16 protein-coding genes are annotated in these 15,700 nt (G+C 38.3%); 8 read left to right on the top strand and 8 right to left on the bottom strand.

Annotated elements, in window-relative coordinates; genetic code table 11:
• The first annotated feature begins 9 nt into the window (after positions 1-9).
• Positions 10-282: a BolA family protein gene (locus tag ACFINL_RS00080; protein WP_375612716.1), complete on the top strand. Its 273-nt coding sequence runs from the start codon at positions 10-12 to the stop codon at positions 280-282.
• 18 nt (positions 283-300) lie between these two features.
• On the opposite strand, the gene ACFINL_RS00075 is transcribed toward ACFINL_RS00080, so the two are convergent.
• A complete protein-coding gene (locus tag ACFINL_RS00075; protein ID WP_375648813.1) occupies positions 301-1,269 on the bottom strand; it encodes a tyrosine recombinase XerC in 969 nt (322 codons plus the stop codon).
• Between the two features lie 3 nt (positions 1,270-1,272).
• Entirely contained in the window at positions 1,273-2,094 is an 822-nt protein-coding gene (locus tag ACFINL_RS00070) for a SapC family protein (protein ID WP_375612242.1), read from the bottom strand.
• A gap of 132 nt (positions 2,095-2,226) precedes the next feature.
• Here ACFINL_RS00070 and rimM point away from each other — a divergent pair, with 132 nt between their 5' ends.
• The 7 genes from rimM (at position 2,227) to ACFINL_RS00035 (ending at position 8,364) form a co-directional block, all read left to right on the top strand.
• Complete coding sequence (gene rimM / locus ACFINL_RS00065; RefSeq protein WP_375612243.1) at positions 2,227-2,784, top strand: ribosome maturation factor RimM; 558 nt, start codon at positions 2,227-2,229, stop codon at positions 2,782-2,784.
• A 284-nt stretch (positions 2,785-3,068) separates the two neighbouring features.
• Complete coding sequence (gene trmD, locus ACFINL_RS00060; protein ID WP_375612244.1) at positions 3,069-3,767, top strand: tRNA (guanosine(37)-N1)-methyltransferase TrmD; 699 nt, start codon at positions 3,069-3,071, stop codon at positions 3,765-3,767.
• Between the two features lie 209 nt (positions 3,768-3,976).
• The gene (gene rplS / locus ACFINL_RS00055; RefSeq protein ID WP_375612245.1) at positions 3,977-4,417 is read left to right on the top strand and encodes a 50S ribosomal protein L19; all 441 of its coding nucleotides are present in this window, start codon (positions 3,977-3,979) and stop codon (positions 4,415-4,417) included.
• A gap of 495 nt (positions 4,418-4,912) precedes the next feature.
• Positions 4,913-5,314, top strand: a complete 402-nt coding sequence (gene sdhC, locus ACFINL_RS00050; RefSeq protein ID WP_375606014.1) for a succinate dehydrogenase, cytochrome b556 subunit — start codon at positions 4,913-4,915, stop codon at positions 5,312-5,314.
• Positions 5,315-5,332: 18 nt separating this feature from the next.
• Complete coding sequence (sdhD, locus tag ACFINL_RS00045; protein ID WP_375612246.1) at positions 5,333-5,719, top strand: succinate dehydrogenase, hydrophobic membrane anchor protein; 387 nt, start codon at positions 5,333-5,335, stop codon at positions 5,717-5,719.
• Positions 5,720-5,725: 6 nt separating this feature from the next.
• Positions 5,726-7,570 (top strand): succinate dehydrogenase flavoprotein subunit, encoded by a 1,845-nt coding sequence (gene sdhA / locus ACFINL_RS00040; protein WP_375620955.1) that lies wholly within the window; start codon positions 5,726-5,728, stop codon positions 7,568-7,570.
• 14 nt (positions 7,571-7,584) lie between these two features.
• Entirely contained in the window at positions 7,585-8,364 is a 780-nt protein-coding gene (locus tag ACFINL_RS00035; RefSeq protein WP_005774220.1) for a succinate dehydrogenase iron-sulfur subunit, read from the top strand.
• Positions 8,365-10,257: 1,893 nt separating this feature from the next.
• On the opposite strand, the gene ACFINL_RS00030 is transcribed toward ACFINL_RS00035, so the two are convergent.
• The 6 genes from ACFINL_RS00030 to ACFINL_RS00005 form a co-directional block, all read right to left on the bottom strand.
• Positions 10,258-10,533, bottom strand: coding sequence for a hypothetical protein (locus ACFINL_RS00030; protein WP_375612248.1), 276 nt, complete (start codon positions 10,531-10,533; stop codon positions 10,258-10,260).
• A gap of 1,167 nt (positions 10,534-11,700) precedes the next feature.
• The gene (gene virB11 / locus ACFINL_RS00025; RefSeq protein ID WP_375612249.1) at positions 11,701-12,762 is read right to left on the bottom strand and encodes a P-type DNA transfer ATPase VirB11; all 1,062 of its coding nucleotides are present in this window, start codon (positions 12,760-12,762) and stop codon (positions 11,701-11,703) included.
• Positions 12,737-13,894 carry a type IV secretion system protein VirB10 gene (gene virB10 / locus ACFINL_RS00020; RefSeq protein ID WP_375606219.1) on the bottom strand — a complete coding sequence of 386 codons (1,158 nt, stop codon included), beginning with the start codon at positions 13,892-13,894 and terminating at the stop codon, positions 12,737-12,739. The genes virB11 and virB10 overlap by 26 nt, the downstream gene beginning before the upstream one ends.
• Positions 13,894-14,700 carry a P-type conjugative transfer protein VirB9 gene (gene virB9 / locus ACFINL_RS00015; RefSeq protein ID WP_375606008.1) on the bottom strand — a complete coding sequence of 269 codons (807 nt, stop codon included), beginning with the start codon at positions 14,698-14,700 and terminating at the stop codon, positions 13,894-13,896. Before virB9 ends, virB10 begins: the two co-directional genes overlap by 1 nt.
• A gap of 13 nt (positions 14,701-14,713) precedes the next feature.
• Entirely contained in the window at positions 14,714-15,415 is a 702-nt protein-coding gene (locus ACFINL_RS00010; RefSeq protein ID WP_375606007.1) for a virB8 family protein, read from the bottom strand.
• The gene (locus ACFINL_RS00005; protein ID WP_273790050.1) at positions 15,412-15,555 is read right to left on the bottom strand and encodes a TrwH protein; all 144 of its coding nucleotides are present in this window, start codon (positions 15,553-15,555) and stop codon (positions 15,412-15,414) included. Before ACFINL_RS00005 ends, ACFINL_RS00010 begins: the two co-directional genes overlap by 4 nt.
• Positions 15,556-15,700: the final 145 nt, after the last annotated feature.

Raw genomic sequence — 15,700 nt, 5'->3', positions numbered from 1 at the left:
GAATGAAAAATGTTTATAGAAACAATAATTCAGAGAAAGCTTCAGGATGCTTTTCATCCGCAAAAGCTTGAAGTGATTAACGAAAGTCATCTTCATGAGGGGCATCCTCATAATGAACATGCTTTTGATGGTAAAGGAGAAACACATTTTCGAGTGAAAATTTTATCTTCTTCTTTTTCTAATATGACACGCGTAGAAATACATCGAGCGATTTATAAAGTTTTACAAGAAGAGTTAGCTACTTGTGTTCATGCTTTGGCACTTGAGGTTGAAACACTCTAATTTTTTGATGAGACGTTTTTAGGAACGGGGATGGGCCTTTTGATAGATTTTTAACAAATGGTCTGTATCGACGTGGGTATAGATTTGTGTGGTGGAAAGACTAGCGTGCCCAAGAAGTTCTTGAATCGTGCGCAAATCTCCCCCCCGTGATAAAAGATGGGTGGCAAAAGAATGGCGCAGTGTATGAGGCGTTGCAGTTTCTGGTAAACCAAGGCTTGTTCGTAAGTTGCGTACAGTTTTCTGAATAATGGCGGGCTGTAGGGGACCGCCTCGCGCCCCGCGAAATATGGGTTGGTTATCCACTAAAGGATATGGGCAACATTTGAGATAATTTTGTACAGCTTCGTAAACAATTTTGATGAGAGGAACAAGGCGTGTTTTGCCGCCTTTTCCTGTTATAAATAAACTTGTTTTTTTAGGATCAGAAAATTGTTCTGGTGTGAGGCTTAAGGCTTCTGATATTCGCATTCCACAGCCATAAAGAAGCATGAGGACAGCAGCATTACGAGCGCTAATCCAAGGTTCATTTTCCAGTTGATTTTCTTGTTTGACTATGTGAAGTGCTGATTTTATCGCTAAAGGTTTTGGGAGCAATTTGGGGTGTTTAGGGCTTCGGATAAGTTGAGCCGCGGGAACATTGACGATTCCTTCACGTGATAAGTATTTGAAAAAAGAACGGATGCCTGCCACCCCTCGGCTTAAAGAGCGCGCACTTACATTGTTTGTACGCCGATAAGCAAGATAAGCACGCAAGTCACTGATGCGTAAATGAGAAAGATCTGTAAGGGTTGGTGTATGGCTTAAGTGTTGACAGAGAAAAGACAAAAATTGGCGCGTATCACGTTCATAGGCTTGCACTGTTTGTGCTGACATACGACGTGTTTGGGTAAGACACTCTAACCAATTTTTCCTTGCTTTTAAAATTGCATGGTCTGCTGGAATGAGAGGAATATTTTCATCTTTTCTCTTGTCGTTTTTGATGGGCATTATCTAGTTGAGAGTTTCTTTCTTTTTAGATTTTTCATCGTTAGAATGACCATTCTTGTTTTGGGGTTGCTCTTCACGATTGATAAGTTGCTTTTCACCTTTGAGAGAGAGTATTTTCACAAGATTGTGTGTTGACATCAAATGCGCAAAAATTAATCCTAAAAAGCCATTTTTATGAAGTTTGGCAAGTTGGCTTGCTGATAATTTATTCAATTTTTCTTCATCAACAACCCAAAAATGTTCCAATTGCGCTGAGAGACCTTTATCGTTTTTCACATTGATGGATTTTTGGCTTAGAAGATCCATTTCTACAAGAGCATCAATAAACTCAGAGGTTTTCTCCATAGCGATTTTAAAACTTTCAAGAAAGCGAATACGTTCTTCCATAAAAGGAGAAATAGAGCCATCGGAATTAAAAAGTTCTGTTCCTGCAACTTCATTAAACATACCGGACTGTTGATCAAAGCAGACAGAAAGTTCTTTTTCATTGCTAATTTGTGCCAAAACAAAAGGATAGCGACGGACAAAAGCTGGAACATAAGTATTGTTTTTCCAACTTTTATCAGAAGCGATATAGTCATTTTCGTCATTAGAAAGACCGACAAGAGCTGCGGATGTGTAGTGCCGTTTTTTTTGTTCATCTTCGGCGCACATAAATAAAATAGGATAGTCTAGCGCTGCTTGAAAATATTCAGTACTTGCTAAAGGAACCCAATGAGTATCCTTGGCAAAAGACATATCAGTTGGAGGAGCAAATTTTAGATTTTTATGGGAAATTTTGTTGATTGGTGTGATATCTTTGTAAAATAGCATAATATTTGCCATAAGACTTTCTCCTTTATTAATTTGTTTTTTGTTACCAAGAAAGGTCTTTTAGAAGATTGTCTCATATGGCAACAAGATTGAATAGAAAACTATAAGATTGAAGGGTTCATTTTTGAGAGATAATATTTTTGCATGAAGTATAATAAAGAAAAGCTTAAAAATAAAGTCTATCTTGCCATTATTGGTATGCCTCATGGTATAAAAGGAGATGTTTTTGTTAAAATTCTAAGTGCTGAGCCACAGCGTTTCAAGTTTTACAGCACTCTTTATGATGATATGGGGCGTTCTTATGAAATTGTAACTCTTCGCATACAAAAAAATAAGGCGATTGTACGTTTTAAAGGGGTAGAAAATCGTAATGCGGCTGAGTCTTTAAAAGGGATTCGCCTTTATGTGACGCGTGATCAATTAATTGATGATTTGATGGAGGATGAGTTTTATCAAGTCGATTTAATAGGCTTGTGTGTCCAAGATTGTGGGGGGAAAATCTTAGGTGAAGTGTGTGGTTTTTTTAATTTCGGGGCTGGTGATTTGCTTGAAATACGTTTGAATACAGGTAAAAGAGTTCTTATTCCCTTTAGTAAGGCGGCGGTACCAGAAATTTGTATGGATTCTGGTTTTCTTGTTGTTGATCCCATGGCCGCTGGTTTAATTGATGGGGGAGACAATGAGAAAAAGGAAATAGCTTGAATCTAAAAATAAAGATGAAGGTAAAAAACAACAGATGAATTTCGTCAATAAAAAGTGGAATGTGTGAAAATATTAAAAATGCTCTTTTGAGCAGATATTGTAAGCACTTTATCTCGAAATAGTCCTGAATTTTTAGAGTCTTTTTTAGTGCAAGTATTTAGAAGGATCGTATTGAATATGGCGCAGATCAAGAAGACTCAGATTAACGCTATAGCGTTAAAAGTCTTGTTTGTGCTATTTTTGCTATTAAGAGTCTGTTTAAGAAAATAAGGATAAGAAATAAAATGAAATTTCAGGCGCGCGTTTTAACCCTTTATCCTGAAATGTTTCCTGGTTTTTTAGGGTATTCTTTAGCAGGGCAAGCTTTAGAGCGTGGAATTTGGTCACTGGAGACGGTACAGATTAGGGATTTTGCTTTAGACAAACACCATAGCGTTGATGATAAACCTGCTGGTGGGGGAGCTGGTATGGTAATGCGGGCGGATGTATTGGCGGCTGCTCTTGACTGCTGTCCACAGGATTCGCCAAGATTGTTGATGAGTCCACGTGGGCGTCCTTTTGACCAAGCTTACGCGCATAGCTTGGCTCGTGATACGGGTGTAACGTTAGTTTGTGGACGTTTTGAAGGGGTTGATGAGCGAGTCATAGAGGCACGAGAACTAGAAGAAGTCTCTATTGGTGATTATATTCTTTCAGGGGGTGAAACAGCTGCATTGGTTATCTTAGATGCTATTATACGTCTTCTGCCTGGAGTGATGGGGAATGCAGCTTCTGCAAGGTGTGAAAGTTTTGAAAATGACTTGCTGGAACATCCGCAATATACCCGCCCTTCTCTTTTCGAAGGGCGGGGTATTCCGCCTGTATTGCTCTCAGGTCATCACAAAGCGATCGCAGATTGGCGTCAAAGCCAAGCCGAATTGTTAACACGTCAACGTCGCCCTGATCTTTATGCGCGTTATAATAAAAATCATCAGAAAACTTGATTCATATGATAAGGTGGTGTATTGCATGGCTCTCTTTTTAGAGAGTTTTTTATAAAAGGTTTTCTGTAGTTCCAAAATTAAAATGAAGGAATGGTGTATTCGCTCCTGTGTAAGACATAGCCTAAAGAGCTCCTTATTCTTAATAAAGGCTTTTTTGGTAAGAGTTGAGCGCTCTGACTGTTCGATAAAGAACATGAAGGATAAAAGAAATGAATATTATCGCACAGCTTGAAGCTGAACAATGTGCAAAAATTGAAGAAAAGCGCCAATTTCCAGCATTTCAGCCAGGAGATACAGTCCGTGTTATGGTGCGTGTGACAGAAGGTACACGGACGCGTGTTCAGGCTTATGAAGGTGTCTGTATTGCGCGTTCAGGCGGTGGGTTGAATGAGACCTTTACAGTACGCAAGATTTCTTATGGTGAAGGGGTGGAGAGGGTATTTCCTGTTTATTCTCCTTTGATTGAAGGTGTTGAGCTGGTGCGCCGTGGTAAAGTGCGCCGTGCAAAACTCTATTATCTACGTGGCTTGAGAGGTAAAGCTGCACGTATAGCTGAAAAGAGAGATTATCGGAAAAAAGCTGAAAAGGTTGTTGAGAAAGTAGAAGCAGCATCTGTCAGCACAGATGTTGAAAAGCAAGTTTCTGAGTAAAGATTATATCGGTTAAACTTTATGCAAAAGCGGCTTTTATGCCGCTTATTTGTGTCTTTCTTGATTCGTTTTGCCTTTTAAAAGGCTTGGAGTGGACATAAAAATGTTCAATCTATCAATTTTTCCTCTTTTTATTCTTAATTATGGGTGCAGTTTAAGAGACTATTGCGTATATCGTGAATACTCAAAAGGATAAGTTTAATCTGAAAAAATGTCTGTTTATATTTGGAAAAGATTTTAGACCTTTGACGTGAAGATAAAAGTGTATTAGATTAAGGCGAGTTTTGCGGATCATATCCAGGGAGTAATCGGTTTTTTTATGCGTGACCTTTAATCCGTTATTTGAGACAACCGACCTGTAATATCGGTATCTTGAGATGCCAAACAAGTAAAAACGAGAGAGTATGTTTAGTCGTTTTGCGCGAACTTTCTCGTTCATTGCGGTTGCAAAAACCAGGTCAGGATATTTTATGATAAACCAGGTCAGGATATTTTATGATAGAGACAACTAGGATAAAAGAGCGCCCTCGTTCCCCTCATATAAGTATTTATCGTTGGACAATTACTATGGCCATGTCCATTGCACACCGCATTACGGGTATGGCACTTTATGTTGGAACGGTTTTTCTTGCTGTTTGGTTAATTGCTATTGCGTGTGGCGAGGAGACATTTAGAACAGTTTACGAAATTTATAGTTCTTGGTTTGGATTGTGTATTTTGTTTCTTTATACTTTGGCAGGGGTTCATCACATGGTTGGTGGTGTTCGCCACATTGTTTGGGATCTGAAGCCTTGCCTTTTGGCAAAAGAAAAGGCAACAGTCACTGCTTGGGCGACAGTGTTTATTTCTCTTATTGTTACTTTTGCGATTTGGATTATTGGATATACCGTTGTTTAGCTGGGGGTGAAAAGAGACATGAAAAAAGATTTTCGAACGGAACTTGGAAAAGTACGGGGGCGTGGCAGTGCTCATGAAGGAACAGAGCATTTTTGGCTAGAACGTTTGACGGGGTTTATCAATCTACCACTTTTGATATTTTTTATTGTTCTTATTCTTTCGCTTGTGGGAAAGGATTATAGTATTGTGCGTGCAAGACTTGCACATCCTATTGTTGCTATTTTGATGGGATTGATGACTTTTTCGGTCCTTTATCATATGAAACTTGGTATGCAGGTAGTGATTGAAGATTATATTCCACGTGAAGGTTTTCGGATATTCTTTTTGACGTTAAATATTTTATTTTGTTTTCTCATAGGTGGTATCATTATTTTTTCTCTTTTGAAAATTGCATTAGGGGGTTAAACAAGTATGGCGGGTACAGGATCATCTCTGGGTGCTAAAGCAGGTAACGCCCCTTATCGCACTGTAGATCATAAATTTGATGTTGTTGTTGTTGGGGCAGGTGGTGCAGGATTACGTGCGACACTGGGTATGGCAGAACAAGGATTAAAGACAGCTTGTATTACGAAGGTTTTTCCAACGCGCTCACATACGGTTGCAGCACAAGGGGGAATTGCTGCATCGCTTTCAAATATGGGACCTGACAATTGGCAGTGGCATTTATATGATACCGTGAAAGGTTCTGATTGGTTGGGCGATACCGATGCAATGGAATATTTGGTGCGTAATGCTCCTGCTGCTGTGTATGAATTAGAACATTATGGCGTTCCTTTTTCGCGAACGCAAGAAGGCAAAATTTATCAGCGTCCTTTTGGTGGACATACGACACAATTTGGTGAAGGTCCGCCTGTTCAGCGTACTTGCGCAGCAGCTGACCGTACAGGCCATGCCATTTTGCATACGCTTTATGGACAAAGCTTAAAGCATAATGCGCAATTTTTTATTGAATATTTTGCACTCGATCTCATCATGACGGATGGGGTTTGTACGGGGGTTGTGGCATGGAATCTCGATGATGGTACAATACATCGTTTTTCTGCCAAAATGGTTGTTCTTGCAACCGGTGGTTATGGACGCGCTTATTTTTCTGCGACATCGGCGCATACCTGTACGGGTGATGGTGGTGGAATGATCGCACGTGCTGGATTGCCACTTCAGGATATGGAGTTTGTGCAATTCCATCCGACAGGGATTTACGGTTCTGGCTGCTTAATTACAGAAGGAGCTCGTGGTGAAGGAGGCTATTTAATCAATTCTGAAGGTGAACGCTTTATGGAGCGTTATGCACCTTCCTTTAAGGATTTGGCTTCACGTGACTTGGTTTCGCGTTGTATCACACTTGAAATTCGTGAAGGGCGTGGCGTTGGACCTAAGAAGGATCATATTCATTTGGTTCTCAATCATATTGATCCTGCAATCTTGCATGAGCGGTTACCAGGGATTTCAGAATCAGCACGGATATTTGCAGGGGTGGATGTAACAAAAGAGCCTATCCCCATCTTGCCAACGGTTCATTATAATATGGGTGGGATTCCTACCAATTACTACGGGGAAGTTCTCAATCCAACGGCTGATTCGCCTGATCGTATTCAACCAGGGCTGATGGCGGTAGGAGAAGCAGGATGTGCTTCTGTTCATGGAGCTAACCGCTTGGGGTCAAATTCATTAATTGATCTTGTGGTGTTTGGTCGTGCTGCTGCCATTCGCGCGGGTGAAGTTATTGATCGGAATGCAGAAATTCCACCCATCAATGAAGAAGCTGTTGACGAAATTATAGCGCGTTTTGATCGTTTACGTTTTGCACAAGGGGCAATACCAACAGCTGTATTGCGTGAAAAAATGCAACGCACGATGCAAGAAGACGCAGCAGTCTTCCGTACAGAAGATTCTTTGAAACAGGGATGTCAACGGATGAATAAAATCTGGGGGGAATTGTCGGATCTCAAAGTCACAGATCGTTCTCTGATATGGAATTCTGATTTGGTTGAAACATTAGAGCTTGAAAATCTTATGGCGAATGCAATCATGACTGTTCATTCTGCCGAAGCACGTTCAGAAAGCCGTGGCGCTCACGCTCGTGAAGATTATCCAGAGCGTGATGATAAAAACTGGCGTAAACATACGATTTCACATTTGTCAAAAGAGGGTAAGGTGACATTATCATATCGACCTGTCCATGTGGACCCGTTAACATCTGAAGCTGATGGTGGGATCGATTTAAAGCGCATTGCACCTAAAAAACGGGTTTATTAAGGGGAGAATGAAATATGGTACAAATTAAGCTTCCCAAAAATTCTCAAGTAAAACCGGGAAAGGTTTGGCCTAAACCTGAAGGTGCTACAAAGCTGACGGAATTTCACGTGTATCGTTGGTCGCCTGATGATGAGGAAAATCCTCATTTAGATACTTATTATGTGGATCGTTCTGCTTGTGGTCCTATGATTCTTGATGGGCTTTTGTTTATTAAAAACCATATTGATCCAACTTTGACACTTCGTCGATCATGCCGTGAAGGCATCTGTGGTTCATGTGCGATGAATATTGATGGAACCAATACATTAGCTTGTACCAAAGGGATGGATGATGTAAAACATCCCATTAAGGTCTATCCGTTGCCTTCCATGCCGGTTGTTAAAGATTTGGTTCCTGATTTAAAGCGTTTTTATGCACAACACCGAGTCATTGAGCCTTGGTTGCAAACAGTTTCTCCTGAACCTGCAAAAGAATGGTTACAAAGTCACTCCGATCGCCAAAAAATCGATGGCCTTTATGAATGTATTTTGTGTGCGTGTTGTCAGACTTCATGTCCAAGTTATTGGTGGAACGGTGATCGTTATTTGGGGCCCGCTGTTTTGCTTCAAGCTTATCGCTGGATTGCGGATTCACGTGATGAGATGTGTGGTGAACGTCTTGATAATTTAGAAGATCCTTTCCGCCTTTATCGTTGCCATACGATTATGAATTGTGCGCAAACTTGTCCAAAGGGATTAAATCCAGCGAAAGCGATTGCTGAAATTAAAAAACTCATGGTTGAACGCCGCCTTTGAAAATTTACTGATTGATCAAAATAAAGCGTAAGGTGGAAAAAATTGTATCTCCTTTTAGCAATTAAATCTCTAAAAGAAGATCGGCTGCTTATGAGGGTGCAGTAGCTATAATCATTCTAAAAGTGAAGTAATCCCTAAAAAATTAAGCAATCCTTGTAGAAGCAATCCTTGCAATGGCTGAGCAGAAAACTCATAGTTGAATATTATCTTTGAAATTTGACCGATTAACGAACAGTAAAAAGAAAAATAGAAAATTGTGCATGTTTTTGTGCCTCTTTGAGGCTTAATCTCTAAAAATTTATTGGCTTCTATGAGGCGGTTAGTATAGTTATTATTGCCTTTAAAAAGGCATTAGTCTTTCGAGTAAACTATACTTTAAATAGCGTTCTATGTAAAAACAATAAAATCAATATGCCATGTGTTTTTATTTTTATTAAATTCGCATCATAATTTATACTTTGATGCAGATTTAAGTAATCATTTTTTATAAAAAATGATTACTCTGTATAAATATAGCACAAAAATAAATGCTGATACAAATATTATAACGCATGTAAATTATCTAAATGAAATACAAAGGAGTGATCATTATGACAATTCGTCATTTTACGACACATTTATTGTAATATCGAAAACATTGCTAATATTCAAGGATTAGGAATTTTTGATAATATCACTATATATTTAAAGGTCATATTTTTTATTTTAAAGATTGGATTGTTAATCGCATTAAAAAACAAAATTTATAGTTCTCAAAAAATGGAGAACGTAAAATCCTTCTCTATTGTAGAGATAGATTATATAGTTAAGGGGGTAGTAATTTAAAAATATTGTAACATCATAGATTTAAATTCACTAAAGAGCAAATAAGACGTTTTTAAAAAATATCAAATTTATAGTTTTTTCTAAAAATTTAGAAAAGGCTAGTGAGAATTCTAAGAACACGTGTTGCGAATGTGGTACAAGGGATGTTTATAGGTTCGTTTGAGTTGAATGAATTCAATCATCAAAGAAAACATGTTGTATTTTTATGAGTTTCGTGGGTTTTTATTTTATATGTTTTTATCTATAAAAAATAGAGATTTCTAGATTTAGGTCTTATTTATTATGTTAGGGGATTTCATTTTTTCTTGTATATATGCTGAAGAAAGTTATTTAAGCAGTAAAAGTGTTTTTTATTTTATTTTTTAGCATAAAAGATATTTCTTAACATGAAAGAGAGGTGTCCAAGTATTAACGGTATAATCAGCCATTGTTTTGGTATTTATTCTGTTGTGCTGTAAAACACTATCTTATTTAGGATGTGGTAATTAGAGTGGTTAGAAGGTGAAATCTGCTAGGTGAGGGGGCGGATTGTTTGCAGATCAGTGGCGTGTTAAGAGGCTTCGTCCTTTGAGGTGTGATAGGTGGAGTCTGTTAGCCAATTACGTAAACTAGAGCGAAATCTACGTGGACAGGTTTTTAGTCTAATCTCTCTTATATATTGTGATAGGAACTTCACATTAATAAGGACTACGACCGGTTACAGAAAACAGAAATCATTGCGAAAAAACAAGCGTGCTTATTTTAAAATTTTTAATATTTGTGATCATAATGGCATGTGAAATCTCCTGTAGTATCACGCAGACCGTTCGTATTCTCGAGCCAAGAATTGTTCATATATCCTCTTCAATCTGATCTTCACGAATTGATGCAAGAGATGGGTACGAACACCTGTAAGAATAAGCAGATGCAAAGCCAGTTGTATCATTATTGTTGCTTTGCAGAGTGTTTGATAAAAATCTGGAACATTTCTCCAATTCATTGCCGGTTTATTAATGACTTTATGGCGTTGTTTTTCTAAAAGAGCTTTTGCTGTTGCAGCTTTTACTTATCAAATGGGAGTTAAGAGTATTATGTATCTCTGTTGGCGTAATCTTTGAAAGTTGCTATACAGCCGCCTAATTTGAGGAGAATATGAAGCTGTAAAGGTGCAAACCAGTTTCCATTTTTAGCATCATTTTTTAATTCTGCTTTACGACTTTCAAAAGCATCTAGAGTAATGTCTTTTAAATAATAGAGATTACGCATTGCTTCACGCTTTTGTTTCTCTCGTTCTTTAATAAGATCAAAACCCTTATGTAAAACAGAACGCCCCGAGCCAAATACACTTTGCTTGTCAATTTGCAAGCTTGTTTTTAAGAAACCTTTCTTTAAGGTGCCTAAGCTTATTTCACTACAGAGCTCGTGGATGGTATAATGGTAAAGCCCCGATGAATAATATAAAATTTATAGAGCATCTCCATTTTTACACTTCATAAAAGAGCAAGTTGGGCGCCATTAGACACTTTGCAAACTCCCAATGTTGTGACAATTTTTGGCATTTTGGATGGTTTATAAAAGGCATTTTTAGTGCTTTTTTGTACAGTTTCATTCTATACGGCTTTATTTACTTATAATGTGCAAGAGACATGGTTTTGGTTAATAAACAGCTTTGAAATGAGAGAATCCTACGGTACTAAGATCTTTTATCCAACACGCAAAATAATGAACACTCTTTATAAGACAATGTGATGCATCTTAAGAAGAGTGATTGTAGATCTGTTCTTTTAGGAATTTTTGCTTTTTGTGGTGCAGAGAAGAGAGCAGGAATATTCAGAGTAGAGCTTACCTTATGGAATCTATGGATATCGTCTTTAGGAGAGGGACATAAGCCACGTGATATGGTTAGCAAAGCTTTCTTAAGAGAAATTTGGTTGTTTACGAACAACTGGAGGTTAAGAATCTTTCTTCGTCCGAAGAAGACGTCTATATACCACTATACTTTTTATTACCAAATAGAACGTGGTTTATGGATGCTAAATCGAAATGATAATTTATTTCGTATGAGGTTTTCCGTATTTGGAGATTGTTTGGTTAAAAAACATATTTATTAATCACTTGAAAATAGTGCTTAGAATTTTTAAACGATAAGTTTTGGTCTTGATGACGATAATTATTTGTGATGATCGAAAGTACCTATTTTACGAAGCTTTCATTGATAGGCGAATCAAAATTTATTCTTTTCTTTTGTTTAAATATTTATTTTGCAGCTATTTTTTCTTTTTTGCATCAAAGATACTTTTTCAAAAGGTAAATGGAAAGAATGATCAAAGGCAAGAGAATAAAGAGAGCCTTATGTATAATTTTGTTTTCTCGTAGAGTTGTTGTCTATTAACTTTTTTCTTTTTTTCTTCATGAAGAGTGTAGAAAATCCATTGGAGAAGCAAAGAGAATAGGAAAAGTTAAATAAATAGCCGTAACAATTAGTTACGGCTATTTTTGTTTGCTTCATATTACCGAGAGAGGAAGCTCCCCTTAAGCGATTTTTGATTTAGCAAAAATCGGGTCGTAAAAGACTTCAGAGAGTTTTCTATCTTTAAAGAACAACACTACGTCAACTGTTGTATAGAGAACGATTTTTATCATTTCTAACTCGAGTTGCCGGCCAATTTCTGATCTTTTAATCAAGGTGGCACATCGCTCAAATGTCTGCAAAGCGCTGTTAGCATGCGTTGTTGTAATCGATCCGGGATGACCAGTGTTGAGCGAATTGAGATATTCCCATGCTTCATTGCCTCGCAATTCAGCGAGAAAAATTCTGTCAGGCGACTGACGCATACACGCATCTAGGCATTCTTCAGCTGAAACACGGCCTACATTGTTACCATAAATCATATGTACATGATTGGGATGATTGGGTAGAAAAAGCTCATGAACATCTTCAATTGTGATAATACGCTCCTCTACAGGGACCTTTTCAATTAAAGAGCGAGCAAATGTTGTTTTACCAGATCCTGTTTTGCCTGCAATAATAATGTTGCGTTTGTGAAGGACGCATTCTTCCAAAAATTCAAGAATTTTTCCCTCACGTTTACTTTGTAAGAGTTGAACTTCAAATGGTTCCAACCGTGTGAAGTCCTGCCTCGATAACAAGTTATTGGCTTCTTTTGCTGAAGGCTTATTAAAACTTACATCAGAAAAATCGTCAAATGCCCCTTCTTCTTTGAGTTCTTCTAACGTTTTAACTATGAGAGAATGTTTACGAATTACAAAGGAAAGAGCACCATCAACAACAGCTGGTGTTTGTATAATTGTACCACGTTGTCCACCAGGCAAGAGCACATAATTAATACTTCTGGGAGCCATACCGTTATAAACGATAATAGCTGTAATAAGCGTTTGCAAAAAAGTGGTTGTTAACTCTGGTACGCTGTGTAGTTGCCAACCCTTAAAGCTTTTCGTCCATACTTCACAGGGGCGGCAAATCGATAATTCAGTGATCGTGGGATCTTCTAAAAAACAATCAAGCGGTTGCAGAAGCTGAAAAACTGCTTGATCTTTTTGTATCGGGTTAACGTGTGACGAGACTGTAGACATCGCTGAAATCCAGATCACGAGCAACAAAAATATTTACTCGTTCGCCTTGGTTTTTGTAAAGTGTTGGTGTGATATTGATGGAATTTTGAAGAACATCGATTGCTATAGATTCAGCATTCTGAGCTCCTTTATTTTGTGAGTTATCTTTATTTTCTTTGCTGCTTTTACCAACTTTTCCTCTTACCCATTCTCCTAAATCACCGATAATGCTTACCATAATTGCACTACCAAATCGTTCCCAAAAATGTCTGTCAACCCAGCCACCAATACCCGCTTCACCCAGAGGACCTGTGCCTGGTGAGTCAAGATTGACAACAACACCAGAAGGCGTTTCAATGCGTAACCATTGCACAAACACGCGCGTTTGTCCTTGTTGTATGCCACTTTGGTAAAAACCAACAACTTTAGAACCACGGTCAAGCAAAACAACACGTCCACTCGTGGAATAAATATCGCGTGTTAAATGACACGTCGTCATTCCGGGTTGTGATGTAATGATTTTTGTTTCTAACGTACAATCTATTTGCGTTCCTTGTGTAATCAAAAAGTCACGGTTACGAAGTTGCATCGCATGTGATTGACCTAAACGCACGGGCTGAAGGTTATCAAATAATACGCCATTACCTCTATCATTATTCGATGCTTTATTATTTGTATCTGTAGATCCTTCGCTACCACCGTTGTTAAGGCTAGAACTGAGCATACGTTTGCGTGCTAATTCTTCAGAATCTTGGAGCATATGTGGAGGAATGGCTGTTTGAAGAAGTTTACTCAATGCCGGTGGAATATCCAAGTTTGAATCTTCTGTTTGTGTTGATTTTTCTGCTTCTTCTACAATCTTTGGCTCTTCTATAATCCGAGGGACATAGTTTGGTATAATTTGCTGTACTATTTGTTGTGGTTTTTCTTCCTCAACCTCCACGGTATTACGCATTTTAAAAGCTTTCCAAGTCAAGGCAATCGGTATCGCTACTATGACAATAAGTCCTACCATTAACAATGCACGGGTACCTGGAATTGTTGGACGACGTTCAGAACCTAGTTCGGACCCTCCATAGGTACCTTCAATATGTTTTTGTTCGACGTTGTCCAGTTTTGTACCTTTTCCCTCTCCTTCCTTATTGTCAAACATCATTTTCCTCCTTTATTGATACGATAAACCACCGAAGATACTGTCCCTGTTGTGTTTGGTACGCCATTGGGGTCATAGGCTTCATTAAAAACAGCTAGAGCGCGTTTACCAAGCCGTATAAGCCATTTAGGATTGACCTTATGAACGGCGATAATATCATTAGAACTGCCGATAACGGTGCGTGGTATTAAGCTTTCATTACCTTCAGCATCTACGACATAAATCGATGGCATATCCATGTTAGCGGGAAATTTAAAGTAAGTAATACGCCCATTGTCCCAAGCATTTATCGGAGCAATATCTTGGTGACCACTCATGGTATAACTGAGATTATAGCCGTTGACGCTTTGGTGAAAACCACGTTCAATCGCAAGGCGCCGATTGTTTTCTTCTGACTTTTCATCGTTTGAATCGGGATAATGGAAAGCCAATTCATATGTTGATCCCGCACGGTCATTCCGAAATTGTAGTCGGAATTTATAACTCCGTTTGTCGGTTACAACGATGAGATTGGTATTGGCAAGTTCTGCTTTTGGTTTAATAAAAATATGCCGCCCTTTATGAGCAAAGGCATAGGCTTCAGAATCGCCAAAGGCATGAGTTATGTACTGTTCACCTTCTTCAAGAATAATATGTGTTGCCACACCAAGAACTGTTTCAATTTGAACCACATCGGCTTCGTTATATGTTATATAGCGAATGCGATGATCATATTGTGAATTTGATGGACTTTTGAGCGCCTGCACAGGTACCGTATAAAGAGAAGAAAACGAAGACAATAGAACAACGAACGCAAGTTTTTTCATAACAATCAATTCCTTAATCATTCAACAGTATTTCTGGGTCAGAACGGTAACTTGTTACTTGAAAACCAAGGGGGTTAAGCAATCGATCAGATGATTTCATGGGTGCACCAACATAGGTGTAACCAATTGTTGCAATTTGGTGCTGTTTTGGTCCAGTAGCAGCACCGTTGCTGTCAAGTTGCTGAGTCGTAAAACGTACAGTTGCTTGACCGAGTCCATTAGGCTGGATTGATCGTACTTTAACTGTAATACGTGCTTTGTTGGAAAGCACTTTGTCCCGTGCATTTTCTCCATCATAGATTTTATAATATTCTTGTTGAACAGATGCCGCACTTAAAAGTGCTGTTGTGTCATAGTTCAGTTGAATAGTATCGTAGTCGTAAGTTTCGCGGTTAAGTACATATTGGTTTAGCCAATATCTATCTACAACTTCACCATAGCTTTCTTCGTGTTCACGCATGATTGAGATAACATCAACTGCACCCGTCGTATTATCAACGCGCAATACTAAGGGAGTTGGAGCTGGTTGAGAAAATCCAACAACTCCACATATCATACCGAATAAGCCAAAAAGACCCACAGTACTCGCAACACGCCATGCCGTTCTGCGCGACCTTATAAATTCATTGATAAGATCACGTTCTAAGCCACGGCTTTCTTCATAATAACTTCTAAGTTGTTCGGCTTTCACTGGTTTTGCTTGTTTTGTTTTCATCTGTCTCCTCGCTTGATTTCGGCAGGGATTGTTTTATTAATAGGCACGCGGTTTCTATCATTGGGCTGTTTTAGCTTTGGTGCTAATGCACAAGCCGATAAAAGGTTTGCAATCAAAATTATAAGTATGATCGACTTCATTTTAACATGACTCTTTTTACTGTTATACACATTCTGATATTTGTTGTCATTATTATAATTTTGACACTAAAGTAAAGTGTATAGTTTACGATAATTTATCTTTTCTTAATTTCATTTTTTAATTTATGAAAATAGCTCAATTTCA

Origin of the sequence: Bartonella sp. AA78NXGY, assembly GCF_042197005.1 — a bacterium.
In the GTDB taxonomy this organism is placed as follows: domain Bacteria; phylum Pseudomonadota; class Alphaproteobacteria; order Rhizobiales; family Rhizobiaceae; genus Bartonella.
The sequence above is the reverse complement of the archived record's forward strand: the minus strand, read 5'-3'. Positions and strand labels throughout refer to the sequence as shown.